The organism is Pseudomonas sp. JL3 (assembly GCF_031570575.1).
GTDB classification, from domain to species: domain Bacteria; phylum Pseudomonadota; class Gammaproteobacteria; order Pseudomonadales; family Pseudomonadaceae; genus Aquipseudomonas; species Aquipseudomonas cucumis.
This window is the reverse complement of record NZ_JAKWJK010000005.1, coordinates 1-25,647: the sequence shown is the minus strand read 5'-3', so window position 1 is coordinate 25,647 and position 25,647 is coordinate 1. Positions and strand designations below refer to the sequence as shown.

The 25,647-nt window shown below is 58.5% G+C and carries 16 protein-coding genes, 5 tRNA genes and 1 riboswitch; of the genes, 17 read left to right on the top strand and 4 right to left on the bottom strand.

Features of this window, described 5'->3' with window-relative positions:
• Positions 1-35 precede the first annotated feature (35 nt).
• Positions 36-7,778, bottom strand: a complete 7,743-nt coding sequence (locus MMG91_RS11150; RefSeq protein WP_310659606.1) for a dermonecrotic toxin domain-containing protein — start codon at positions 7,776-7,778, stop codon at positions 36-38.
• A gap of 306 nt (positions 7,779-8,084) precedes the next feature.
• Between MMG91_RS11150 and MMG91_RS11145 the strand changes: the two genes are divergently transcribed.
• From MMG91_RS11145 to astE, 7 genes are all read left to right on the top strand, one after another.
• Positions 8,085-9,305: an aspartate aminotransferase family protein gene (locus MMG91_RS11145; RefSeq protein WP_007904683.1), complete on the top strand. Its 1,221-nt coding sequence runs from the start codon at positions 8,085-8,087 to the stop codon at positions 9,303-9,305.
• A gap of 132 nt (positions 9,306-9,437) precedes the next feature.
• On the top strand, positions 9,438-10,457 hold the full coding sequence (gene aruF / locus MMG91_RS11140) for an arginine/ornithine succinyltransferase subunit alpha (RefSeq protein ID WP_095634598.1): 1,020 nt from the start codon (positions 9,438-9,440) through the stop codon (positions 10,455-10,457).
• 87 nt (positions 10,458-10,544) lie between these two features.
• Entirely contained in the window at positions 10,545-11,570 is a 1,026-nt protein-coding gene (gene astA / locus MMG91_RS11135) for an arginine N-succinyltransferase (protein WP_123360334.1), read from the top strand.
• A complete protein-coding gene (astD, locus tag MMG91_RS11130; protein WP_305506781.1) occupies positions 11,567-13,036 on the top strand; it encodes a succinylglutamate-semialdehyde dehydrogenase in 1,470 nt (489 codons plus the stop codon). Before astA ends, astD begins: the two co-directional genes overlap by 4 nt.
• A gap of 167 nt (positions 13,037-13,203) precedes the next feature.
• A complete protein-coding gene (gene astB, locus MMG91_RS11125; protein ID WP_305505185.1) occupies positions 13,204-14,550 on the top strand; it encodes an N-succinylarginine dihydrolase in 1,347 nt (448 codons plus the stop codon).
• Positions 14,551-14,604: 54 nt separating this feature from the next.
• Positions 14,605-14,895 (top strand): hypothetical protein, encoded by a 291-nt coding sequence (locus tag MMG91_RS11120; protein WP_007904718.1) that lies wholly within the window; start codon positions 14,605-14,607, stop codon positions 14,893-14,895.
• 12 nt (positions 14,896-14,907) lie between these two features.
• Positions 14,908-15,918 (top strand): succinylglutamate desuccinylase, encoded by a 1,011-nt coding sequence (gene astE / locus MMG91_RS11115; protein WP_310659605.1) that lies wholly within the window; start codon positions 14,908-14,910, stop codon positions 15,916-15,918.
• Between the two features lie 130 nt (positions 15,919-16,048).
• Here astE and MMG91_RS11110 read toward each other — a convergent pair whose 3' ends face one another.
• Both MMG91_RS11110 and MMG91_RS11105 read right to left on the bottom strand, forming a co-directional pair.
• A complete protein-coding gene (locus MMG91_RS11110; protein ID WP_310659604.1) occupies positions 16,049-16,558 on the bottom strand; it encodes a 6,7-dimethyl-8-ribityllumazine synthase in 510 nt (169 codons plus the stop codon).
• 100 nt (positions 16,559-16,658) lie between these two features.
• A riboswitch (FMN riboswitch) is annotated at positions 16,659-16,829 on the bottom strand.
• Between the two features lie 45 nt (positions 16,830-16,874).
• Positions 16,875-17,027 carry a hypothetical protein gene (locus MMG91_RS11105; RefSeq protein WP_305448649.1) on the bottom strand — a complete coding sequence of 51 codons (153 nt, stop codon included), beginning with the start codon at positions 17,025-17,027 and terminating at the stop codon, positions 16,875-16,877.
• On the opposite strand from MMG91_RS11105, the gene ltaE reads away from it, so the two are divergent.
• The 9 genes from ltaE (at position 17,026) to MMG91_RS11060 (ending at position 23,286) form a co-directional block, all read left to right on the top strand.
• On the top strand, positions 17,026-18,030 hold the full coding sequence (ltaE, locus tag MMG91_RS11100; protein ID WP_310659603.1) for a low-specificity L-threonine aldolase: 1,005 nt from the start codon (positions 17,026-17,028) through the stop codon (positions 18,028-18,030). The genes MMG91_RS11105 and ltaE overlap by 2 nt on opposite strands.
• A 146-nt stretch (positions 18,031-18,176) precedes the next feature.
• Positions 18,177-20,798: an alanine--tRNA ligase gene (alaS, locus tag MMG91_RS11095; RefSeq protein ID WP_310659602.1), complete on the top strand. Its 2,622-nt coding sequence runs from the start codon at positions 18,177-18,179 to the stop codon at positions 20,796-20,798.
• Between the two features lie 90 nt (positions 20,799-20,888).
• Positions 20,889-22,130: an aspartate kinase gene (locus MMG91_RS11090; protein WP_310659601.1), complete on the top strand. Its 1,242-nt coding sequence runs from the start codon at positions 20,889-20,891 to the stop codon at positions 22,128-22,130.
• Positions 22,131-22,316: 186 nt separating this feature from the next.
• Complete coding sequence (gene csrA / locus MMG91_RS11085) at positions 22,317-22,505, top strand: carbon storage regulator CsrA (protein WP_002554426.1); 189 nt, start codon at positions 22,317-22,319, stop codon at positions 22,503-22,505.
• A 62-nt stretch (positions 22,506-22,567) separates the two neighbouring features.
• A tRNA-Ser gene (locus tag MMG91_RS11080) sits at positions 22,568-22,658 on the top strand.
• A gap of 107 nt (positions 22,659-22,765) precedes the next feature.
• Positions 22,766-22,842, top strand: a tRNA-Arg gene (locus tag MMG91_RS11075).
• A gap of 71 nt (positions 22,843-22,913) precedes the next feature.
• A tRNA-Arg gene (locus MMG91_RS11070) sits at positions 22,914-22,990 on the top strand.
• A gap of 71 nt (positions 22,991-23,061) precedes the next feature.
• Positions 23,062-23,138 (top strand) — tRNA-Arg (locus MMG91_RS11065).
• Positions 23,139-23,209: 71 nt separating this feature from the next.
• Positions 23,210-23,286, top strand: a tRNA-Arg gene (locus MMG91_RS11060).
• A gap of 19 nt (positions 23,287-23,305) precedes the next feature.
• Here the strand turns inward: MMG91_RS11060 and MMG91_RS11055 are convergent.
• Complete coding sequence (locus MMG91_RS11055) at positions 23,306-23,821, bottom strand: cell envelope protein SmpA (RefSeq protein WP_310659600.1); 516 nt, start codon at positions 23,819-23,821, stop codon at positions 23,306-23,308.
• Positions 23,822-24,142: 321 nt separating this feature from the next.
• Here MMG91_RS11055 and mgtE point away from each other — a divergent pair, with 321 nt between their 5' ends.
• Positions 24,143-25,585 carry a magnesium transporter gene (gene mgtE, locus MMG91_RS11050; RefSeq protein WP_095630443.1) on the top strand — a complete coding sequence of 481 codons (1,443 nt, stop codon included), beginning with the start codon at positions 24,143-24,145 and terminating at the stop codon, positions 25,583-25,585.
• Positions 25,586-25,647 lie beyond the last annotated feature (62 nt).

The window sequence follows — 25,647 nt, the reverse complement described above, 5'->3', positions numbered from 1 at the left end:
GTCCGGCGCCATGGCGTTGTTGTCTGATGCGTTCTTCAGTCCTCTATGTCGACGTCAGCACGGATGACAGCAGGCGGTTGCCCTATGGCATTGTCGACATTCAGCGTCTGACCCGTTTCGTGGTAGTAGGCCCGAATACGCTCCATGCTTGGTGCGGAGAAGGGATTGCCGCGCAAGTCGTAACGGTCGCTGATTTCCGCCGGGACTTCCATCAACTCTTGCGGCACTTCGGTGATCGCATTGCCCGACAAGTCAATCTCGTTCCACTGGAAGTTGCCAAGCACTCCATTGGGGAATTCGGTAATGCCTGTACCGCTCAGGTCCAGATCGGTAAGCCCCTGCAGGTTGCTCAGATCCGGGGTAAGCACCAGCGGGTTATCCCGCAGATTCAGCACCTCAAGGTTATGCATGCCGGCCAGCGCGGTCACCGTGTCTGGCGTCAGGGTGACATTACACTCTGGCAGGCTCAATGCCGTCAGGCGCCCCATCTTGAAGAGTGCGTCGGGAAGATTGCCCAGGTTGTAATCCCGGATGGCAAGGTTGTCCAGGTTGGGGAATGATTCCAGGAATCGGCCGATCCGTGGCGAGTAATCGCCAGTACCGAGCAGAAACATTTCCGGCACATGACCGAAGTCGGCGCTCAGCGTCGGCAACTCGCCCAGGATCGACAGGTTCGAGGTGAATCCGTAGTTGTCGACATCCGAATCTTCCACCGGTGTTTTACGCCAGCAGGTCAGCAGCGCTTCTTTGAACGCCTCTCTCTTTTGCTCCTCCAGCAGTCGTTCGTCCGCGCTGAGCGGTTCCCCAGTGACGGGGTGGTCGGGTATGTCGGCCGCCCAGTCGGCAAGACTTCTGGTCAAGTTGCCGAGCTCGGCTTCCCGGTGTGTCAGTTCGTTTCGGCCATCGACCAATGTACCGTTCAGGCGGTAGATGAAGTTGCTGGCCTGTTCATCGGTCAGGGCTGGGTACAGTGTCTGGGCACGAGCGATATCAGCTTGTTCGGCAAGTACGCCAAGATCTTCCCCGGTGCGGCGATAGTAGTCCTTGATCCGCTCTCGTGTGGCGGCGTTCAACGGATTGTTGCCGAAGTCGTAGCCCTTGCCGGCGGAGGCCGGCAGATTGAAGACTTCCGCGGGAAGTTCGGTGATGTGGTTAGTGTTGAGGACGACAGTTTCAAGTCCAGGATGGTTCAACAGCCCAGTTGGAAGCCCGGAAATTCCGGTGCTGGCAAGATCGAGATATTCAAGTGCCGGCATGTTCCGGATATCGGGCAGCCTGCCCAGTGGATTGTTGTAGAGCTCCAGGCTTTTAAGGTGCGTGAGTGACGAAAGGGTGGCGCTGCCTTCTGCATTCAACACCACGGCGCAATGGCTCATGACCAGTTGTTCAAGTGCAGGCATCCGGGTGAGCGCCTGGGGCACTTGCTCCAAGGCCAGGTCGCGCAGTTCCAGGGTGTTCAGGCCGGTAAAACACTGGAGAAACCCATTGCTCGCCCGCAACTGAGGATTGCCGGTAATCGATAGCGTCAGGACGTGGCCGAAGTCTGCACTCAATGCAGGAAGCTCGCCGATGAACGCCGGGTTCAAACTGAGCGTGCTCGTCCTCGACTCAGGTTGTTCTTGTGATCTTTCGCGCCAGAACTCTTCCATGTCCAGGCGAAACGCGATTCTGTCAGTGCGCTCCCGGGCTCGGTCATTCTCGCTCAGCAATACATTCGTTTCGGGATAATACTCAGGAATCTCGTCTATCCATTGGGCGAGCTCTTCGCTCAGTTGCCGGATTTCCGCTTCCCAGTGCGCGATCTGTATCCGCCCTTGTTCGATCGTGCCCGGCAGCAGATACAACACCCTCTCGGCGTCTTCAGTCGCCAGGAACGGAAACAGCGCGAGTGTACGATCGATATCCGCCCGGGACATCGAAACGCCAAAGTTCTGCCTGTGCCGCTGATAGTGGGCTTTTACTCGTTCGCGGCTGGCCGGGGTCAATGGGTTGTCGGTAAAGCTGAGTTGTTTGGGGCTCAGAGCGGAGACATTGAAGAGCTCGTCAGGCAGTTCGTTGATCCGGTTGTTATCGAAAATGCCGGCGACAAGGCGTGGATGCCCGAACAGGCCGTCCGGCAGATCTGAAATCCCGGTGTCGACCATTCGCACGTGAACCAGGGATGGCAGTGCGTCCAGTGCAGGGGGAACTCCCAGCGGGTTGTGGCTCAGGTTCAGGTATTGAAGCTGGCTCAGCGACGACAGGGTTGTCTGGGTTTCGGCGGTCAACGTCAGGGCACAATTTTCCACAATCAGGCGCTGCAGCGAAGACATGCGCGTGAATGCCTGCGGAATTTGCTTCAAGCTGAAGTCATGCAGCTCCAGATGATGCAAGCCCGAAAAGGAGTCGAGGAAGGCATCGATGCCTCCCAAGGCGCCATTGCCATTCAAGGCTATATTGGAAATATGGCTGAAATCCGCCGACAAAGCGGGCAGCTCGCCGATGAAAGGCAAATCCGATTTCAGGCTGAAGCCTCTCAACCTGAGATCTTCCGCGGATCTGGCGCGCCACAGCTGTTCCAGTTGATCGGCGAATGCTGTTCTCGCCGTGTGCTCTGCAAGCAGCTGGCGGGAATTGAGCGATTGCCCGCTGGTTGGGTGGGTTTGGGGAATCGCTGTTTTCCACGCCCCAAGGTCGGTTTTCAATTGTTCGATCTCCGCCTGCCAATGCCTGAGTTGGCTGCGACCCTGCTCCAGAGAGCCGGGCAAGCTATAGAACACATCACTGGCTTCCTCACTGTCCAGACTCGGAAACAGCGCCCGAGTGGCGGCGATATCCTCCTGGTCGGCGAGCACTCCGAGGTCTTGACCGGTTTCACGGCAATAGACCTTGATCCGTTCCCGTGTGGAGGGGGAGAGCGGATTGTTGGAGAAGTCGAACCCATTACTGATTTGACCGGGCAGTTCAAAAAGAGCCTCGGGCAGCTCGGTTATCTGGTTATCACTGACAATCGCCGTTCTCAATTTCGGATGGGCGATCATTCCGGACGGAATATCAGTGATCCCGGTGCGGGAAAGGTCGAGGTAGGTCAGTTCGCCAAGGGGCTCCACGTTGGGCGCGTTGCCCAGCGGGTTCTTGGGGAGCTCGAGTGAGTCAAGCCTGGGCAATGCCGCAAGCGCCCTCTGCGTTTCTGCTGTGAGCGTCACGCCGCAGTCTTCCAGGAGCAATGTTTCAAGCGTCGGCAGGCCGCTGAGTGTCTGAGGCACTTGATCGAGCGCGAAATTGCGCAAAATCAGGCGATTTAACCGCGGGAAGCTTCTGAGGAACGGGGAAGTGGCGCTTATGTTTTTGTTTCCGGTCAGCGACAACTCGGTGATGTGACTGAAATCTGCCGTCAACTCTGGCATGTGGCCCATGAACGATGTTTGTGCCGAGAATACGTCCGCTCTTGATAGCGGATGAACTGTTGAACGGTGGCGCCAGAGCCGCTCCAGACGCCCGGCAAACACCTCTCTTGCGTGAAACTCGTCGAGCCGCTCATTGGGATTAAGCATTTCGCCATTGGACGGGTTGCGGTCTGTCGTGTCCCGGGCCCACTTGGCGAGCTCAGCGGTCATCCGGGCTATTTCAGCCTCCCAACGGGCCAGTTGAAGCCGGCCTTGAATGAGTGAGCCTGGCAGACCGTAGACCAGTTCGCTGGCTTGACGATCATTGAGGTCTGAAAACAGTGCCTTCGTCCGGTCGATATCGGCTTGTTCGGCGCGCACGCCCAGGTCGCTCCCTGTGCGGTTGAAATAGGTCTTCACTCGTTCACGGGTAGCGGCGGAAAGAGGATTGCCGAAAAAATCGAAACCTGCGGTGGAGTCGGCAGACAGTTCGAACAAAGCGTCCGGCAGCGTGGTGATCTGATTGTCGGTGAGCCAGGCAATTCTGATTTGCGAGTGGTTCAGGAGTCCGGGCGGAACATCGGAAAGGCCGGTACTGGACAGGTTGAGATGAGTCAGCCTCGGCATGAAGTTGAAATCAAACGTCACGCCCAGCGGGTTGCCCTCCAGATCCAGCGCGGTCAGTGCGTTGAGAGATGACAATATCGACTGGTTTTGCGGTGTGAGGAGCACACCGCAATTGCGCAGGGTCAATTGCTTGAGCGATGCGAGTGCCGTCAAGCGTTGTGGCAGGTTGTGCAGGTCGAAGTGGCGCAGTTCCAGTCGCAGCAGCCCCGGGAAGTTTTCGAGAAAGGCATCCATCGCACCTGGGGCCCCGCCACCGATCAGCTCCAGGCTGGCGACATGGCTGAAGTCGGCCGTCAGGACAGGCAGGTCGCCTATGACGGGTTCCGAAAAGCTCATTCGGGAGCCGTGCGGTCCCCGCATTTCCCTGCGCCAGCAACTGCGCAGGGCATGGGCGAACAATTGACGATCCCGCATGGCCGCCTGGCGTTCGCTTGACAGTCTGGCACCGCTTGCCGTGTCGACCTGCGGGAGGTTGAACATCCATTGATTCAGGTCGCTTTCGAGTTTTGCGTACTCGAGACGAAGTCGGGACAACTCGGCGATCGCGCCGCCCGGATGACTTTCCAGACGTTGCGCCATGACCAGTAGTTCGAGATCGGAAACTCTTGGGAAGACCTCCCTTATTCTGTTCTCCAACGTGCGCGGCGTGCGCGGCGCATTGCGCGAATAACCTTCCGTCCCCAACAATCGCAACGTATCGACGACAGGTGCTTGAACAGGCTCGGGCGAAATCGCCAGGCGCAGATCGGTTCGTTCCAGCGGGTTATCACGGATGGCCTGTTTCAGTTTTTGCCCTTCGCCGATCTGCAGATTCATGGCCTGACGTTCGGCGTCCGGCAAGGCTTGCAGCACGCAGGTGTAAAAATCCGTCGGTGCATGCAGCTCCTGTCCCTGATGGTCGTACGGCTGCCAGGTGCCATCGGATTTGCGCACCAGCACTTTTTGAATGGAGGCGTTTACGGGCCCGGTGCTGTCGAGCACCTTTGCTTCGTAAGACTGATCCCGGACTTCCAGGCGTATGTCTTTGGACCAGCCCGGCAATTGTTTAAGGCTGTGCAACGCCAGGGTTTCGGTGTCCGGATTGCGCACCGAGTCCAGCTCAAGCCCTTCGAAGGCGCGGGCGATGCGCAGTTCCTGTCTGGCCAGTTTCGCCAGTTCCTGTTGTCGTTCCGGCCATTTTCCTTCGCCGATCGCCAACAGTTCCGAGCCGGTGGCCGTGTTCAGCAGTTCCTCGGTGATTCTGGCGGGTAACTGCGGCTCGTGCAGGGCTACGTTCTTTGCCAAGGGCTCATCGCGATGTTGAAGCGCTTGATAGCGTGCTTCGAAAAGCACGGTGCGTTGCTGTCGAGCGATCTGCGCGAGCCTGGCTCTGAGTGTGCGCGCGCGTCTGTCGAGGGCGAACATCTCGCCGAAATCTTCTCCCAGCAGCGTGTTGATTTCTGGCTCGCTGAGGGTTTGCAGCAGCGTCTTGAGCAAATCGCCACCTGCCAGCCTATCCTGGCGCAGCTCAGTCAGCGGCAGACGTTCATCGGTAGCGGATTGCCATGCGATCTCCCCTTGATCGTTGATAAAACGCAATCGTTTATTGGCCGGCCACAGGTTGTGTTCCTTGAGAAGCTGGAGCTGGGTCAGCGGATCCGCGCCCAGATAATCCGCGGGCCTGTCGCTGGCGATCCGGTCGATGAAACCTAGCAGGTCCTGATCGATCTTGAAGCGTTGGATGCTGTCGGCCAGCAGTGGCGGCAAGGGTTCCTGGTTCACGTGCATTTTGCGTAACGCGTCTTGCGGATAACCGCTGACCTTGAGTATTTGCTCGCGCCGGGCGGGGGAAAATGATTCGACGCTATGGCCGATGCGTTGTAATGCGGTGGCGGTGTCCCATTCCAGCGGTTGTTCGAGTTCGGTGTAAAACGCACCTTCGCCGTTATGGCGCACGATCGGCTGGTAAGCATCGGGCCGCGTCGGGTGTTCGATGCGGAACTTGCCGGGGTGCTCATGCTGGCTGATGGCGTAATGGGTCTGATCGATGGTCACCAGCCGCTTGCCCTGGTGCCAGTGCACGCCCTGATGGTCCGGCGTGGATCCTTTGGGGGGCACGGCTTGACGTGCATAGACTTTCAGATCCGGTTTCCAGTAAAGGGTTTTGCCGTTGCGCAGTTTGACGGCCTGGAACCGATCAATGAATGACACAACGCTTGCTGGCAAAACCTTCGGCAGTTCTGTCATGGCAATCCTTGCGCCGAGCCCGAAGGCCCCCAGCTGGATCAATGATTCCAATGCTGTGAAAAAGTGTTCGGCGGCTTCGGTGGTCAAACCTTCGGACCAATCGACAATCCATTCGAAGGCCTCGTCGAGAAACTGATAGGCCATATAGGCCATCATCATTTCCCCGAGAAACGGGACAAAGGGCATCAAGACAAACGAGGCGATCTCGAGGATCGATGATGCCACCTTGACGAAAGAGTCCCAGAGGGCCCAGCGGGCGTTGCTGTCGACCGTGGCGGTGGCGACGGCAATGACCGCTGCATCATTGAGGATCTTGTTCAGTTTGCGTTGATAGAGGTGCTCCCATAGTTCTGTGGTGATGGGGGTGACGGCAAACTGCAGTTTGGGTTTGTCGATGGGAGTGTCCCGCCAGGCGGGCAGCTGGCTTCCCGCTTGCGGCTTATGCCATGTCACCTTGCTCAGGCGGCGGCTCAGCTCGGAGAAGAAATGCCCCCGTTGCTCATGGGCCACGAAACGGCTGAAAAAACGCTGGTAGTCGGTCGAGCGCAACTGGCGGGTCAGTTCTTTCATCATTTCGGTGGGCGAGGCGTATTCCTTGACGGGATGGTCAGGATCATCCGGTACATAAGCCACCACCCTGGCCGATGCCCCTGCCTGTTCCAGATCCGGTGCGAAAACCACGATGCCCGTCAGTGTGGCCGACATCATCGTCAAGTCGTGGCTTCGCACCGCATGCCCGTTCAGTCGCATACCTTGCAAGCCGTCGAGCAGGCCGCCGATCAGGCGTAAATAGTCTTCGCCAAGATCTCCATTCATCCGCGCCATCCGCAATGCGGCCTGCAAGGCGGCTTTCTGACTTTCGTTAATCTTGTGCCGCAATACAGCCGCGGCGACCGGACTGGATATCGCCAGGTTCTCTTCAAGGTAGGTTTTGTAGCGGGCACCGATATCCAGTTCCCGGCACAGACGGGTGAAGGCCGGGATGCTGATTTTGGCGTTGACCTGCGCCAGCGTCTCGAATTGCCCCGTCGGGGACGGTTTGGTGATAAAGGATGAACCGGTCTCGTAGGCACCTTCGCGGGTTTCCTTCTCTTCGAAGTTGTGCAGCGCCGCTTCCACCAACGATACCGTCCAGGTTCGGGTGCCGGTGGTGAGCGGGAAACCGGGTGTCGTCACGGGTATGTAGAGGCGCAGGAAGGTTTGCGTAACCTCCAGATCCACGCCAAATCGCTCCTTCAACGCCGCGGTGAGCAAAGGCATGGCAAAGGCGTTGGCGTCTTGCAGGTGTTCCAGTTTCTGATCGACAGCGTTCTGTGCCGTCATGTGGGTGGCGATGGCGGCTCTCAACTCATCGTGCTGCGCCCGCGGCGCGGTCTTGATCCTGTCGGTGACAGGGCGCCGGTTGTTCTTCAGCGCTTCGCGCCGGGCAGAAGAGGCCTTGCCAAGCCATTCGGGGATGGCATTCCTTAGCGGCTCATAGTGCGAGGCAGGATTTAGCGGTGCAGGGCCGTCTCCGTCCCGGGGCGTGACAACAGGCGGATGCCCGGTCGATGTTTGCATGGGGGTGAATCCTTGAACGTCTATAGAAACGTCAAGCAAATCAAAATGCGCAAAGCCAGGTGCGGTACATATGTATGGCAGGGACAGCTTCTCGAATTGATATGCTGCGGGCCTGCTGCAATTGCCGGCGACAGTTTAAACTGCGCCTTTGCGACCCTATTTGTCGCATTGCCGTAAACCCGGGCAAAACCTGTGTTCGCGCTATAAGAAGTTGTCGCTTGGCGGCAAGGCCGGGCTGAAAACTGTCCTTACAATCCCCTCATCGCTCGCCAGTTTCAGGCGAGCGTTCCTCTTCAGGAGACTCCGATGTCCGTTGAGCACGCTGCGGTAGAACGCGCCGATTTCGACCAGGTAATGGTTCCCAACTACGCGCCAGCCGCTTTCATTCCTGTGCGTGGCGCCGGTTCCCGTGTTTGGGACCAGTCTGGCCGCGAGCTGATCGACTTCGCCGGCGGGATTGCCGTTAACGTATTGGGCCATGCGCATCCGGCGCTGGTCGCTGCATTGACCGAGCAAGCGAACAAGCTGTGGCACGTGTCCAACGTGTTCACCAACGAGCCGGCCTTGCGCCTGGCCCATAAGCTGGTCGACGCTACTTTTGCCGAGCGTGTGTTCTTCTGCAACTCTGGCGCCGAAGCCAACGAGGCCGCCTTCAAGCTGGCCCGTCGTGTGGCCCATGACCGTTTCGGTACCGAGAAGTACGAAATCGTTGCCGCGCTCAACAGCTTTCACGGCCGTACCCTGTTCACCGTGAACGTTGGTGGCCAGTCGAAGTACTCTGACGGCTTCGGCCCGAAGATCACCGGCATCACCCACGTGCCTTACAATGATCTGGCCGCGCTGAAAGCCGCTGTTTCCGACAAGACGTGCGCGGTGGTTCTGGAGCCGATCCAGGGCGAAGGCGGCGTATTGCCGGCCGAGCTGTCTTACCTGCAAGGTGCTCGTGAACTGTGCGACGCGCATAACGCGTTGCTGGTTTTCGACGAAGTCCAGACCGGCATGGGCCGCAGCGGCAAGCTGTTCGCCTATCAGCATTACGGCGTGACCCCAGACATCCTGACCAGCGCCAAGAGCCTGGGCGGCGGTTTCCCGATTGCCGCGATGCTGACCACCGAAGACCTGGCCAAACACCTTGTCGTCGGTACCCACGGCACCACGTATGGCGGTAACCCGCTGGCGTGCGCTGTTGCTGAAGCGGTGATCGATGTGATCAACACGCCAGAAGTGCTGAACGGCGTCAATGCCAAGCACGACAAGTTCAAGACCCGTCTTGAGCAGATCGGCGAGAAGTATGGCCTCTTCACTGAAGTCCGCGGTCTGGGCCTGCTGCTCGGTTGCGTGCTGAGCGATGCCTGGAAAGGCAAGGCCAAAGACATCTTCAACGCCGCCGAGCGTGAAGGCCTGATGATTCTGCAAGCCGGCCCTGACGTGATTCGTTTCGCGCCAAGCCTGGTGGTTGAAGACGCCGATATCGATGCCGGTCTGGACCGCTTCGAACGCGCCGCGGCGAAGCTGACGCAAGCCTGATTCATACAGTGCTCCTCAGCGCCTATCGTAATAGATAGGCGTTGAGATTATTTCCTGTGCCGGGCCTGCCCGGCATTTTTTTCCCCGAGTTGGCGCAATTCGCCAACCTGATGTTAAGAAAGGAGTGACACCATGCTGGTGATGCGCCCCGCGCAAATGGCTGATCTGGGCGAGGTACAGCGTCTGGCTGCGGACAGCCCGATTGGTGTCACTTCCTTGCCGGATGACGTTGAACGCCTGAGCGACAAGATCGCGGCAAGCGAAGCCTCGTTTGCCGCCGAAGTCAGCTTCAACGGTGAAGAGAGCTATTTCTTCGTCCTCGAAGACACCGCCACCGGCAAGCTGGTCGGCTGTTCGGCCATCGTTGCCTCGGCCGGTTATTCCGAGCCGTTCTACAGCTTTCGTAACGAAACGTTCGTGCACGCCTCCCGCGAGCTGAAGATTCACAACAAGATCCACGTGCTCTCCCAGTGCCACGACTTGACCGGCAACAGCTTGCTGACCAGTTTCTACGTGAAGCCGGAGTTGGTGGGTTCGCCTTGGGCCGAGCTCAATTCCCGTGGTCGCCTGTTGTTCGTGGCCAGCCATCCGGAGCGCTTTGCCGATTCGGTGGTGACCGAGATCGTCGGTTACAGCGACGAAAACGGCGACTCGCCGTTCTGGGATGCCATCGGTCGCAACTTCTTCGACCTCAACTACGCCGAAGCCGAGCGTCTGTGTGGCCTGAAAAGCCGCACATTCCTGGCCGAGCTGATGCCGCATTACCCGATCTACGTGCCGTTGCTGCCGGACTCCGCACAAGAGGCGATGGGCCAGGTGCACCCACGGGCGCAGATCACTTTCGACATCCTGATGCGCGAAGGCTTCGAGACCGATCACTACATCGACATTTTCGACGGTGGCCCGACTCTGCACGCCCGTGTCTCGGGGATCCGTTCGATCGCCCAGAGCCGTGTGGTGCCGGTGAAGATCGGTGAGCCGGTCAAAGGTGCCGGTCGTCAATATCTGGTGGCCAACGCCCAGTTGCAGGATTACCGCGCCGTTTTGCTTGAGCTCGATTACGCGCCAGGCAAACCCGTAACCCTGGATCTTGAAGCGGCCGAAGCCTTGGGCGTCGGTGAAGGTGCCAGCGTGCGCCTGGTGGCGGTTTAACGCCTGCTGCTATGCCTATAAAGAATGAATGCTTAGTAAAGCAGCGAGTTTCACGGGTGGCGTCAGCGGCCCGTTTGAGGAGATAGCATGATCGTTCGTCCCGTACGCAGCAGCGATTTACCCGCTCTGATCGACCTGGCCCGCAGCACCGGCACCGGCCTGACCACCTTGCCGGCCAACGAAGAGCGTCTGGCCCATCGGGTCGGCTGGGCCGAGAAGACCTTCCGCGGCGAAGCCGGGCGGGGCGATGCGGACTACCTGTTCGTACTCGAAGACGACAACGGCCGCGTGGTGGGCATTTCCGCCATTGCTGGCGCCGTCGGCCTGCGTGAGCCCTGGTACAACTTCCGGGTCGGCCTGACGGTCAGCGCCTCGCAAGAACTGAACATCTACCGCGAAATTCCGACGCTGTTCCTGGCCAACGACCTGACCGGCAACTCTGAGCTGTGCTCGCTGTTCCTGCACGCCGATTTCCGCAATGGCCTAAACGGCCGCATGCTGGCCAAGGCGCGGATGCTGTTCATCGCCGAGTTCCCGCAACTGTTCGGCAACAAGATCATCGCCGAAATGCGCGGTGTGTCCGATGACGCCGGGCGTTCGCCGTTCTGGGAAAGCCTGGGCCGGCACTTCTTCAAGATGGAGTTCAGCCAGGCCGATTACCTCACTGGCGTGGGCAACAAGGCGTTCATCGCCGAACTGATGCCGAAATTCCCGCTGTACACCTGCTTCCTGTCGCCAGACGCGCGCAACGTGATCGGCCAGGTTCACCCGGATACCGAGCCGGCCCTGTCGATGCTCAAGAGTGAAGGTTTCAGCTATCAAGGCTACGTCGACATCTTCGATGCCGGCCCAGCGGTGGAATGCGAAACCACCAAGATCCGCGCAGTGCGTGACAGCCAGGCGCTGGTGCTGGCCATCGGCACCCCGGGTGACGATGCCACGCCGTTCCTGATTCATAACCGCAAGCGCGAAGACTGCCGGATCACTGCCGCACCAGCACGCTTCGCCGCCGGCACTTTGGTGGTCGATCCGCTGACCGCCAAACGTCTTCAACTCAACGCCGGCGATCAAGTGCGCGCCGTGCCGTTGTCCGCTGCTCGGGAGTCGAAATAATGAATTCGCTATACATCGCCGGTGAATGGCTGGCTGGCCAGGGCGAAAGCTTCCAATCGGTAAACCCGGTGACCCAGCAAGTGCTGTGGGCCGGCGAAGGTGCCACGGCCGGTCAGGTCGAGTCGGCTGTGCAAGCTGCGCGTCAGGCGTTCCCGGGCTGGGCCCGTCGTACCCTGGAAGAGCGCATCAGCGTGCTGGAAGCCTTTGCCGCTGCGTTGAAGAATCACGCTGACGAGCTGGCTCGCACCATCGGTGAAGAAACCGGCAAACCCCTGTGGGAGGCGGCGACTGAAGTCACCAGTATGGTCAACAAGATTGCCATCTCGGTGCAGAGCTACCGCGAACGTACCGGCGAGAAGAGCGGCCCGCTGGGCGACGCCACGGCGGTGTTGCGTCACAAGCCACACGGTGTGGTGGCAGTGTTTGGTCCTTACAACTTCCCCGGCCACTTGCCGAACGGTCACATCGTACCGGCGCTGCTGGCCGGTAACAGCGTGCTGTTCAAACCGAGTGAGCTGACCCCGAAAGTCGCTGAGCTGACGGTCAAGTGCTGGATCGAAGCCGGTCTGCCGGCTGGCGTGCTGAACCTGCTGCAAGGCGCTCGCGAAACCGGTATCGCCCTGGCGGCGAACCCGGGCATCGACGGTCTGTTCTTCACCGGTTCCAGCCGTACCGGCAATCACCTGCACCAGCAGTTTGCCGGTCGTCCGGACAAGATCCTCGCGCTGGAAATGGGCGGTAACAACCCGCTGGTGGTGGATCAGGTCGCGGACCTCGATGCCGCCGTTTACACCATCATTCAGTCGGCATTCATTTCTGCCGGTCAGCGATGCACTTGTGCCCGTCGCTTGCTGGTGCCGCAAGGCGCCTGGGGCGATACGCTGCTGGCGCGTCTGGTGGCGGTCAGCTCGACGATTGAAGTCGGTGCGTTCGATCAGCAGCCAGCGCCGTTCATGGGCTCGGTGATTTCACTCGGCGCAGCGAAAGCGCTGATGGATGCGCAAGAACATCTGCTGGCCAACGGCGCCGTGGCGCTGTTGGAAATGACTCAGCCCCAGGCCCAGGCAGCCTTGCTGACCCCAGGTATTCTGGACGTGACGGCGGTTGCCGATCGCCCGGACGAAGAGCTGTTCGGTCCACTGCTGCAAGTGATCCGCTACGCTGATTTTGAAGCGGCGATCGCTGAAGCCAACGACACCGACTATGGTCTGGCGGCCGGTCTGCTGTCGGACTCCGAAGCGCGTTATCAGCAGTTCTGGCTGGAAAGCCGCGCCGGTATCGTCAACTGGAACAAGCAGCTGACCGGTGCTGCGAGCAGCGCACCCTTCGGCGGTGTCGGCGCCTCGGGTAACCATCGCGCCAGCGCCTACTACGCCGCAGATTACTGCGCGTACCCGGTGGCCTCGCTGGAAACCCCGAGCCTGGTGTTGCCAGCGGCCCTGACGCCCGGCGTGAAAATGGCGTAACGCCCAATCGCGGGCAAGCCCGCTCCCACAAGGTCTGCGTGGAACACAAAATCTGTGAACACTGCTGAACCTGTGGGAGCGGGCTTGCCCGCGATGGCCGCGACACGGTCGCACTGAACAGTTAGTTACTGATGCCTAAAAAAACAGATTCTCGTGGAGCCTCGCTGATGAAATCCTATGAAGTCAATTTTGACGGTCTAGTGGGGCCGACCCATAACTACGGCGGCCTGTCCTACGGCAACGTCGCGTCCCAGAGCAACAGCCAGCAGTCTTCGAACCCGAAGGAAGCCGCGCTGCAAGGCCTGGCGAAGATGAAAGCGCTGATGGAAATGGGCTTTCAGCAAGGCGTTTTGGCGCCACAAGAACGTCCGGACGTAGCCGCACTGCGCCGCCTGGGTTTCAGCGGTACCGATGCTCAGGTGATTGAGCGCGCTGCCAAAGATGCCATGCCGCTGCTGGTTGCCAGTTGCTCGGCGTCGAGTATGTGGGTGGCCAACGCCGCCACGGTCAGCCCGAGCGCCGACACCGCGGATGGCCGTGTGCATTTCACTGCCGCCAACCTGAACTGCAAATACCATCGCAGCATCGAACACCCGACCACCAGTCGCGTACTGGGGGCGATGTTCGCCGATCAGAAGCACTTTGCTCACCACGCCGCATTGCCGGCCGTGGCGCAGTTCGGTGACGAAGGCGCGGCCAACCACACCCGTTTCTGCCGTGACTACGGTGAAGCCGGCGTTGAGTTTTTCGTGTTCGGTCGCAGCGCGTTCGACACCCGTTACCCGAATCCGCAGAAATACCCGGCACGCCAGACGCTCGAAGCGTCCCAGGCCGTCGCGCGTCTGCACGGTCTGAGCGATGACGGCGTGGTCTATGCCCAGCAGAACCCTTCGGTGATCGATCAGGGCGTGTTCCACAACGACGTGATCGCGGTGGGTAACGGCGAAGTGTTGTTCTATCACGAGGACGCCTTCCTCGACACCGAGCAGATGCTCGCTGAACTGCACGGCAAACTCGCAAAGGTCGGTGGGAAATTTCAGTCAATCTGCGTACCGCGTTCCGCGGTCACCGTTGAAGACGCTGTTCGTTCCTACCTGTTCAATAGCCAGCTGCTGTCGCGTCCTGACGGCTCCATGCTATTGATCGTGCCGGAAGAATGCCGTGGCAACGAGCGTGTCTGGCAGTACCTGCAAGGCCTGACCAGCTCTGGCGGCCTGATCCGCGAAGTGAAAGTTTTCGATCTCAAGCAGAGCATGCAGAACGGCGGTGGCCCGGCTTGCCTGCGGTTACGCGTCGCACTCAACGAAACCGAACTGGCGGCCGTCAACCAAGGGGTTATCATGACGGCACCGTTGTACGGCACATTGACCGAATGGGTCGACAAGCACTACCGCGACCGCATGACCGAAAACGATCTGGCGGACCCGCAATTGTTGCTTGAGTGCCGGACGGCACTGGATGAACTGACGCAAATCCTTAAACTGGGCGCGGTTTATCCATTCCAGATCAATTGAAAGTCGGCGCATGAATTGAATGCGCCGCGCTATCTCCAGACGAGAGCGTAAAACATGAGCGATACCCTGCAGCTGATCCTTGAAGACACCGACGGCACGCAACTGGAAACTTCCTGCACCCGCGTCGCGGTCATGTGGCAAGGCAAAGAGCTGTGGATCCAGCAGGACGGCCGCGGCCAGTTGCTGATCGGCGTGGACGTCGAAGAAGGTGACGCTGAATACGCCAACCTGCTGCTGCGCCCATTGGCGACTAATCTGGTAAGTCTGCAACTGGAGATGGAACCGGCCGACGTCGGTGATGATGAGGACCACGTACACGGCCCGGATTGCAATCACGACCACTAAGGAAACCGCTCTATGCTCGCCCTCGGCAAACTGCTTGAACTGACCCTCGCCGGCCGCGAACCGGCGGAGAAGACTCAACTGACTGTCGAAGGCGTGCGGATGCGCTGGTTGAGCGAAGGTGCGCTGGAAGTCCGGCCACCTGAGGCTCGCGACAACGGCCTGGACCTGCTGCTCTCAGCCGGCATCCATGGCAACGAAACAGCACCGATCGAGCTGCTTGATCGCCTGTTGCATGACATCGCCCGCGGTGATTTGAAGCCGCGTGCACGTATTCTGTTCCTGTTCGGCAATCCCGAGGCTATTCGTCGCGGTGAGCGTTTCATCGAGCAGGATGTCAATCGGCTGTTCAATGGCCGGCACGAACAAACCAGCGGTTCCGAGGCCTTGCGCGCTTGTGAACTGGAGCGGCTGGCGGCGACTTTCTTCAGCCTGCCGGACCGCAATCGCCTGCATTACGATCTGCACACGGCGATCCGTGGCTCGAAAATCGAGCAGTTTGCCCTGTATCCCTGGAAAGAAGGTCGTCAGCATTCACGCCAGGAGCTGGCTCGCCTGCGCGCCGCCGGCATGGAAGCGGTGCTGCTGCAGAACAAACCCTCCATCGTCTTCAGCTCCTACACCTACGATAAGCTCGATGCCGAGTCCTTCACCCTGGAGCTGGGCAAGGCCCGGCCGTTCGGGCAGAACGATGGGGTCAACGTTAGCCTTCTTGAAACCCGCCTGAAGCAGATCATCGAAGGCACCGAGCCGCCGATGACCGACGAAGGGCTGGATGGTTTGAAGTTGTTCAGCGTCGCACGGGAAGTCATCAAGCACAGCGATAGCTTCCGCCTGAACCTGCCGGCGGATATTGAAAACTTTTCGGAGTTGAAAGTGGGGTATGTGCTGGCCGAGGATATCGCCAATACCCGCTGGGTCATCGAAGAGATGGGCGCCCGGATCATCTTCCCGAACCCCAAGGTCAAGAACGGCCTGCGCGCCGGCATCCTGATCGTGCCCACCACCGACGAAAACCTCGCCTGACCCGATCTTAGGTACGACATAAACCCTTGTGGGAGCGGGCTTGCCCGCGATAGCGGTGTATCAGTCAACATAGTCTTCGACTGACACTCCGTATCGCGGGCAAGCCCGCTCCCACAGGTTTTATTGGTGTCTAGACGGCTAATGCGCGAGGCTCGCTGCGGCGCAACGCCCGCATCTTGTGCAGCGTATCCGCGCAAGTCTTCGCCGCTTCCTGACCTTTATGCACGAAATGCTCGAAGAAGAACTTCTGATGTTCTTCACCGGCATGGAAGTGGTGCGGGGTCAAAACCACCGAAAACACCGGTACTTCAGTTTCCAGCTGAACCTGCATCAGGCCGCTGATCACTGACTGGGCGACGAATTCGTGGCGATAGATGCCGCCGTCGACCACCAGGCCCGCCGCGACGATGCCGGCATAACGGCCGGACTTGGCCAGCAGTTTGGCATGCAGCGGAATTTCAAAGGCGCCGCCGACTTCGAAGAAATCGATGTCTGACTCCTGATAACCCTGAGCAATCATTTCGGTGACGAAGCCTTTACGGCTCTGATCAACGATTTCCTTGTGCCAGCAGGCCTGGATGAACGCGACGCGCTCGCCCTGATGGTTTTTGCTTTTGCTATCGATTGCGGTGGGTTGCATGTTCTGACTCCTGTTTGTGTGAAAAACAGGGCGTTATGAATCGAATGGGATTTAAGGGTACGCATGCTCGCATAAGCGGCAGGCGGCCCTTTGGCGTCAATCCCGTTCTCTCTTCATCCGGACTATGACCGTCGGCCCCGGGATCACACCGGGTCTGCTGACCTTGTCGTCATCACAGCCATTGCCGTGCCTGCCGCCAAGCGCTCGCGGGCTATGCGCATTGCGCGCAATTACCGCCGGTGGGGAGTTGCACCCCGCCCTGAGAACGTTTTGCCGCCCGTTTGTTTGGCGGCGAAGCGTTTTTAACACATATTTCTCACCTATGCATTGCTGCTATCTGATGATTGTTATCGACTTTTTCGTTGGCATAACCAGCCTTTTCCTGGAACAAGGCTTGATTATTCGCCGAGATGGCCGCAGTAATTCCATCCTGAAAGGGGATTTCCCTGCTTACCGAGGCCAGATTCATGAGCGTTATCGATCTTCGCAGCGACACCGTCACCCAACCGACCGCAGGGATGCTCGACGCGATGGCCAATGCGGCCACCGGTGACGACGTTTATGGCGAAGATCCGACGGTCAATCGTCTGGAAGCCGAGCTGGCAAAGCGACTGGGTTTTGCCCAGGCACTGTTTGTTCCGACGGGCACCATGAGCAACTTGCTGGGCCTGATGGCCCACTGCGATCGCGGTGATGAATACATTGTCGGACAACAGGCTCACACCTATAAGTACGAAGGTGGCGGCGCGGCGGTACTCGGTTCGATCCAGCCGCAGCCGCTGGAAGTGCAGGCCGATGGTTCGCTGGACCTGGCGCAGGTCGCCGCCGCGATCAAGCCGGACGACTTCCACTTTGCCCGCACCCGTTTGCTGGCGCTGGAAAACACCATGCAGGGCAAGGTTCTGCCGCTGGAGTATCTGGCCCAGGCTCGCCGCTTCACTCGTCAGCATGGCCTGGCGCTGCATCTGGATGGTGCGCGGCTCTACAACGCGGCGGTCAAGCTGGGTATCGATGCCCGGGAAATCACTCAGCATTTCGATTCGGTGTCGGTTTGCCTGTCCAAAGGCCTGGGCGCGCCGATCGGTTCGGTGCTGTGCGGCTCGGCCGAGTTGATTGCCAAGGCGCGTCGTCTGCGCAAGATGGTCGGCGGCGGCATGCGCCAGGCCGGGATTCTCGCCGCGGCAGGGCTTTATGCGCTGGATAACAATATTCAGCGCTTGGCTGATGACCATGCCAATGCACAAATGCTGGCCGAAGGCCTGCGAACGGCGGGCTATGAGGTCGAGCCGGTGCAGACCAACATGGTTTACGTGCAAATGGACGACAAGGCCGAAGCGATCAAGGCCTTCGCCGCGACACGCGGGGTCAAGCTCAGCGCTGCCGGTCGTCTGCGAATGGTCACGCACATGGACGTCAGTCGTGCGCAAATCGAGCAAGTCGTCGCCACATTTGCCGACTTTTCTCACAACTGACCGTGTTAGCCGTCCAATTGACTGTTTGTAACGTACAAACACACTGTACCTAGTCACTAACGCCGATATAATGCGGCCCTTTGCCGTCGCTTCGTCTGTTGACGTTTCGCACAGGCCTTTGGCCGCAGCCTCCGTGGAAGAACCTAATGAAAAGCGCAGAAATCCGTGAAGCCTTCCTTCGCTTCTTCGAAGAGCAAGGCCACACCCGTGTAGCCTCCAGCTCTTTGATTCCGGGCAACGACCCAACCCTGCTGTTCACTAACGCGGGGATGAACCAGTTCAAGGACTGCTTTCTGGGCCAGGAAAAGCGCGCGTACACCCGCGCTGTAAGCAGCCAGAAATGCGTGCGCGCCGGCGGCAAGCACAACGACCTGGAAAACGTCGGTTATACCGCCCGTCACCACACCTTCTTCGAAATGCTGGGTAACTTCAGCTTCGGTGATTATTTCAAGCGTGACGCCATCACCTACGCCTGGAACTTCCTGACCTCCGAGAAGTGGCTGAACCTGCCGAAAGAAAAGCTCTGGGTCACCGTCTACGCCAGCGATGACGAGGCGTACGACATCTGGACCAAAGACATCGGCGTGCCAGCCGAGCGCATGGTTCGCATCGGCGACAACAAAGGCGCGCCGTACGCTTCCGACAACTTCTGGACCATGGGCGATACCGGCCCGTGCGGCCCGTGCACCGAGATTTTCTATGATCACGGCGCCGACATCTGGGGTGGCCCACCGGGCTCGCCGGAAGAGGACGGTGACCGTTACATCGAGATCTGGAACAACGTATTCATGCAGTTCAACCGCACCGCCGATGGTGTGTTGCACCCGTTGCCAGCGCCGTCGGTGGACACCGGCATGGGCCTGGAGCGGATCAGTGCCGTGCTGCAGCACGTTCACTCGAACTATGAAATCGACCTGTTCCAGAGCCTGCTGAGCGCATCGGCCAAAGCCATCGGTTGCACCAACGACGCTCAGGCTTCGCTGAAAGTCGTGGCTGACCACATTCGTTCGTGCGGCTTCCTGATTGCCGACGGCGTGCTGCCGTCCAACGAAGGTCGCGGTTATGTGCTGCGCCGGATCATTCGTCGCGCCTGCCGTCACGGCAACAAACTGGGCGCCAAGGGCAGCTTCTTCTACCAGATCGTTGCGGCGTTGGTCGCCGAGATGGGCGAAGCGTTCCCTGAGCTGAAATCCCAACAGGCGCACATCGAGCGCGTCCTGAAAGCCGAAGAAGAGCAATTCGCCAAGACCCTGGAGCAAGGCCTGAAGATCCTCGAGCAGGATCTGGCCGAACTCAAAGGCGACGTGGTTCCGGGCGATGTAGTGTTCAAGCTTTACGACACTTACGGCTTCCCGATGGACCTGACCGGCGACATCGCTCGCGAGCGCAGCCTGACCATCGACGAAGAAGGTTTCGAGCGCGAAATGGAAGCCCAGCGCGTCCGTGCTCGCTCCGCCAGTTCCTTCGGCATGGACTACAACAGCCTGGTCAAGGTTGATGTGGCCACCGAATTCACCGGTTACACCGCTCACAGCGGTTCCGCCAAAATCGTTGCTCTCTATAAAGACGGGCAATCGGTTGACGTACTGAGCGAAGGCGAAGAGGGCGTGGTCGTTCTCAATCAGACGCCGTTCTATGCGGAATCCGGTGGTCAGATTGGTGATTGCGGCTTCCTCCAGGCTGGCGCTGCGCGTTTCGACGTGCGCGACACTACCAAGACCGGCGGTGCGTTCCTGCACCACGGTGTGCTGGATTCGGGCAGCCTGATCGTAGGTGCTCCGGTGGAGACTCATGTCGATGCCGAAGTGCGTCACGCGACGTCGCTGAACCACTCGGCGACCCACTTGCTGCACGCCGCATTGCGCCAGGTACTGGGCGAGCACGTTCAGCAGAAAGGTTCGTTGGTCGACAGTCAGCGTCTACGCTTTGACTTCAGCCATTTCGAGGCGATCAAGCCTGAGCAGTTGAAGGCGCTGGAAGACATCGTCAACGCCGAGATTCGCAAGAATTCCGAAGTTGAAACCGAAGAAACTGACATCGAAACCGCCAAGCAAAAAGGCGCCATGGCGCTGTTCGGCGAGAAGTACGGCGACAACGTTCGCGTGCTGAGCATGGGCGATTTCTCCGTCGAGCTGTGCGGCGGTATTCACGCCAATCGTACCGGCGACATCGGCCTGCTGAAAATCATCAGCGAAGGCGGTGTGGCCTCCGGTGTGCGTCGTATCGAGGCAGTGACCGGCGCAGCGGCTCTGGCCTACTTGAACGCGGCTGAAGAACAACTCAAGGAAGCGGCCAACCTGGTCAAGGGCAGCCGCGATAACCTGATCGACAAGCTGTCGGCTGTGCTAGAGCGCAACCGTCTTCTGGAGAAGCAACTCGAGCAGTTGCAGGCCAAGGCGGCCAGCGCGGCGGGCGACGATTTGTCGGCTTCTGCCCTGGACGTCAAGGGCGTGAAAGTGCTGGCCGTGCGTCTGGACGGTCAGGACGGCAAGGCGCTGCTGGCGCTGGTCGATCAATTGAAAAACAAACTCGGCCGCGCAGTGATCCTGCTCGGCAGTGTCCATGAGGAAAAGGTCGTCCTGGTTGCAGGCGTGACCAAAGACCTGACTGGCCAACTCAAAGCCGGTGATTTGATGAAACAGGCTGCTGCGGCAGTGGGCGGGAAGGGCGGTGGTCGTCCAGACATGGCGCAGGGCGGTGGTACTGACGCTGGCGCACTGGATGCCGCATTGGCCCTGACTGTTCCATTTGTAGAGCAGGGTTTATAAGGCAGTGTGCCTGGCTCGCGGTCTAGTGGCGGGCCAGAACGCTGTTTGAGTGATTATTGGGCGCCCTTCATGGGCAGAGGCGGCTTTGAAATGGCTTTGATCGTACAGAAATTTGGAGGCACCTCAGTCGGCACTGTCGAGAGAATCGAGCAGGTCGCCGACAAGGTTAAGAAATTCCGCGATGCGGGCGATGACCTGGTGGTTGTGCTGTCTGCAATGAGCGGCGAAACCAACCGTCTGATCGATCTGGCCAAGCAAATCAGTGGCGACGGTCAGCCGGTTCCTCGCGAACTGGACGTGATCGTTTCCACCGGTGAGCAGGTGACGATTGCACTGTTGGCCATGGCGCTGATCAAGCGCGGCGTGCCAGCGGTGTCGTACACCGGCAATCAGGTGCGGATTCTGACGGATAGCGCGCACAATAAAGCGCGTATCTTGCAGATTGATGACCAGAAGATTCGCGGTGACTTGAAGGCCGGTCGTGTGGTGGTTGTCGCTGGTTTCCAGGGCGTCGACGAGCACGGCAATATCACCACCCTCGGTCGTGGCGGTTCCGACACCACCGGCGTGGCGCTGGCAGCAGCCCTGAAGGCTGACGAATGCCAGATCTACACCGACGTCGACGGCGTCTACACCACCGACCCGCGTGTGGTGTCCGTGGCTCAGCGCCTGGACAAGATCACCTTTGAAGAGATGCTGGAAATGGCCAGCCTCGGTTCCAAGGTGTTGCAGATCCGTGCGGTGGAATTCGCCGGCAAGTACAACGTTCCGCTGCGCGTACTGCACAGCTTCAAGGAGGGTCCGGGCACCCTCATTACTATTGATGAAGAGGAAACCATGGAACAGCCGATCATTTCCGGCATCGCTTTCAACCGCGATGAAGCCAAGCTGACCATCCGTGGCGTGCCAGACACCCCGGGCGTGGCGTTCAAGATTCTCGGCCCGATCAGTGCCGCGAACATCGAAGTCGACATGATCGTGCAGAACGTTGCGCACGATAACACCACCGACTTCACCTTCACCGTGCACCGCAACGACTACCAGGCGGCGCAAACCGTGCTGGAAAACACCGCTCGCGAGATCGGTGCCCGCGAAGTCGTTGGCGACACCAAGATTGCCAAGGTCTCGATCGTCGGCGTCGGCATGCGCTCCCACGCAGGTGTGGCCAGCCGTATGTTCGAATCCCTAGCCAAAGAGAGCATCAACATCCAGATGATCTCGACGTCGGAAATCAAGGTGTCCGTGGTGATCGAAGAGAAGTACCTGGAACTGGCTGTGCGCGCTCTGCACACGGCTTTCGAACTGGATGCGCCGGTCCGACAGGGCGAGTAATGCGTATCCCCAAGGGCGCGGTCTGACCGCGCCCTTCGTTTTTTTGAATGGCGCGTACCAAAACTGTTCTTTTGCTCGCGCTAGTCAATACTCAGGCATGTAGGGCTGCGATCGTTCTGGTTGTAGGTCGAATGCCTTTTTTTTGCAGACTGTTGTCCCTGAAATGAAATGCGTGAGGAGAAAGGTATGCTGATTCTGACTCGTCGGTGCGCAGAAAGCCTGATTATTGGTGATGGCGAAATCACCGTGACCGTGCTCGGCGTTAAAGGAAATCAAGTGCGTATCGGTGTCAACGCCCCGAAAGAGGTTGCTGTGCACCGTGAAGAAATTTACCTGCGTATAAAGAAAGAGAAGGACGAAGAACCAAGCCATTAATTTTTATCGTTTTTTATGTTTGCAAACGGGGAAAAGGTTGGTTAAGATACGCCCCGTGTTGCGGAGAGCTGGCCGAGTGGCCGAAGGCGCTCCCCTGCTAAGGGAGTACACCTCAAAAGGGTGTCGGGGGTTCGAATCCCCCGTTCTCCGCCATTATTTGCGTAGTACGTTGTAATCTGGCTTCTTCGGTAAGTTGTTGAAATTACTAGAAAAAGTGCTTTACAAAAAGATTTAACGGCCTATAATGCGCGGCAACAAATGCACTCGTAGCTCAGCTGGATAGAGTACTCGGCTACGAACCGAGCGGTCACAGGTTCGAATCCTGTCGAGTGCACCATTTAAGAGTTGTTTGCAGTAATGTGAATAACTTGGCTTCAACCAGTTGTGATCTGGTATAAAAACACAAATGCACTCGTAGCTCAGCTGGATAGAGTACTCGGCTACGAACCGAGCGGTCACAGGTTCGAATCCTGTCGAGTGCACCATTTAAGAGTTGTTTGCAGTAATGTGAATAACTTGGCTTCAACCAGTTGTGATCTGGTATAAAAACACAAATGCACTCGTAGCTCAGCTGGATAGAGTACTCGGCTACGAACCGAGCGGTCACAGGTTCGAATCCTGTCGAGTGCACCATTTAAGAGTTGTTTGCAGTAATGTGAATAACTTGGCTTCAACCAGTTGTGATCTGGTATAAAAACACAAATGCACTCGTAGCTCAGCTGGATAGAGTACTCGGCTACGAACCGAGCGGTCACAGGTTCGAATCCTGTCGAGTGCACCAAACACCAAAAAGCCCGCGTTTAACGCGGGCTTTTTGCCGTCTGCGATTTGGCTTTTCCTTTGGTACAACCTTTCTCGTCGAACTCGATGTGAGCAGTGCGCCCTCGCTTGTTGTCGTAGCGGTAGCTTGTGGCGGAATTGCGGGTGCTGATCTTGTCGGGCTTGCCGAGAGCGCTTTCGACGTCTTGTTGACTCATGCCTGCGACGATCCTCTGATTGATGATCGCTATGCGGCGTTCTTTCGCACTTAGCAGATTCCCACATTTGTCCCCGGACTGACCCACGACCGTCGGCTCTCTCCTGTGGAATTTCGTACCTGATGTTTCGCGAAACTCGGCTTCTGGCATCAGGGGCGCCACGCTGCCTGGCAGGAACGTGCGTACGTCCTGAACTGAGAGGTTTTCTCCGCTTGTACAGCTCATGGTCGTAAAGGTGATGTGCCCATTGGCGGCTTCGCACCTGTGAACGGTCGTGGCGAGCGCCTGGGGCGGCAGGTAGAGCAGGGCAGTAAGCAAATAACGAGCAATTGATGGCATTCGACGTCCTCCATGACGGTCTCCATCAAGGGTAGTCATTACATTTTCAGGCGGCAGTGTGTTTTCTTTTCAGGATAAGTCGTCGCAGTTTCATGGATCAGGACGATGCTCAGGTTTGTCTCGCAAGCACTTGTTTCAGCCGCGATTTTTTAACGTTTAAAACCGTCAGGCGGTGTTATCATTGCGCCCGTCAGCCCCGCCGGGGCTTGTGGAATACCTCCATGGACTTACCCAGTAGTTACTCAGTACCCCGTTTCTACAATCATGAATTGACTGATTGATCCTTCCGGCGTGCCCCGCTGCTGGGAGTGGAGTTCGCCTATGTCTGAAGTTGAAGTAAAAAAAACGCAGGAAAGCTTGCAGGACCGCCTCGCTCAAGTCGTTGAGCTGCTGCAGCGCCAGCGGGTGGTCGAAGACCTGACTCATCGCCAGGAAGGTCCGCATCACGACCGCGTCGAGAACCTGGTTCACCGGCAAAACCTCGTCGAGTTGCAACGCAAGCTCGATGATCTGCACTCCGCCGACGTTGCCTACATCCTTGAAGCCTTGCCGCTGGACGATCGCCTGACGGTCTGGCAATTGGTCAAGGCTGATCGCGACGGCGACATTCTGCTCGAAGTATCCGATTCGGTTCGTGAAACCCTGATCGCCGACATGGACGATCACGAGCTCTTGGCGGCGGCCAAGGACATGGACGCCGACGAACTCGCTGACCTGGCCTCCGAGCTGCCGCGAGACGTCGTCCACGAGCTGATGGAAACCCTCGATAACCAACAGCGTGAGCGCGTTCGCTCCGCGTTGTCCTATGACGAGGAGCAGGTCGGTGCGCTGATGGACTTCGAGATGGTGACCATCCGTGAGGATGTCAGTCTCGAAGTGGTATTGCGTTACCTGCGCCGTCTCAAGGAGCTACCGAGCCACACCGACAAACTGTTCGTGGTCGATTACGACGGCGTGCTCAAGGGTGTGTTGCCGATCAAGCGTCTGCTGGTCAACGACCCGGAAAAACAGGTTTCGGAAGTCATGGCCAGCGACCCGGTGAGTTTTCATCCGGACGAAGACGCTTACGAGGCCGCTCAGGCGTTCGAACGTTACGACTTGATCTCGGCCCCGGTGGTCGACAAGAACGGCAAGTTGATCGGTCGTCTGACCATCGATGAAATGGTTGACCTGATTCGTGAAGAGAGCGAAAACGAAGTTCTCAACATGGCGGGTCTGCGCGAAGAAGAAGATATTTTCGCGTCAGTCTGGAAGTCCCTGCGTAACCGTTGGGCCTGGCTGGCGGTGAACCTGATCACCGCGTTCATTGCATCCCGGGTGATCGGCCTGTTCGAAGGCTCTATCGAGAAACTGGTCGCACTTGCGGCATTGATGCCGATAGTCGCCGGTATCGGTGGCAACTCGGGTAACCAGACGATCACCATGATCGTTAGGGCCATGGCGCTGGATCAGGTCAGTACCGGCAATACGTCGCGGCTGATGCGCAAGGAGTTGGCGGTCGGCTTGATCAATGGTCTGGTCTGGGGCGGCGTGATTGGTGTGGTGGCTTATCTGCTTTATGGCAGTTGGTCACTGGGCGTGGTGATGACTGCCGCGATGACGCTTAACCTGTTGCTTGCAGCATTGATGGGGGTTTTGATTCCGATGACTCTGGCGCGGCTTGGGCGCGACCCGGCAATGGGTGCCAGTGTGATGATCACTGCCATGACCGACAGTGGCGGCTTTTTCATCTTCCTCGGGCTGGCTACGATTTTCCTGCTTTAAAGTCCTGTTTTAAAGGAACCCGCCAATCCAGACTGTGTGAAAACGCCCTGATGAAGGCAAAA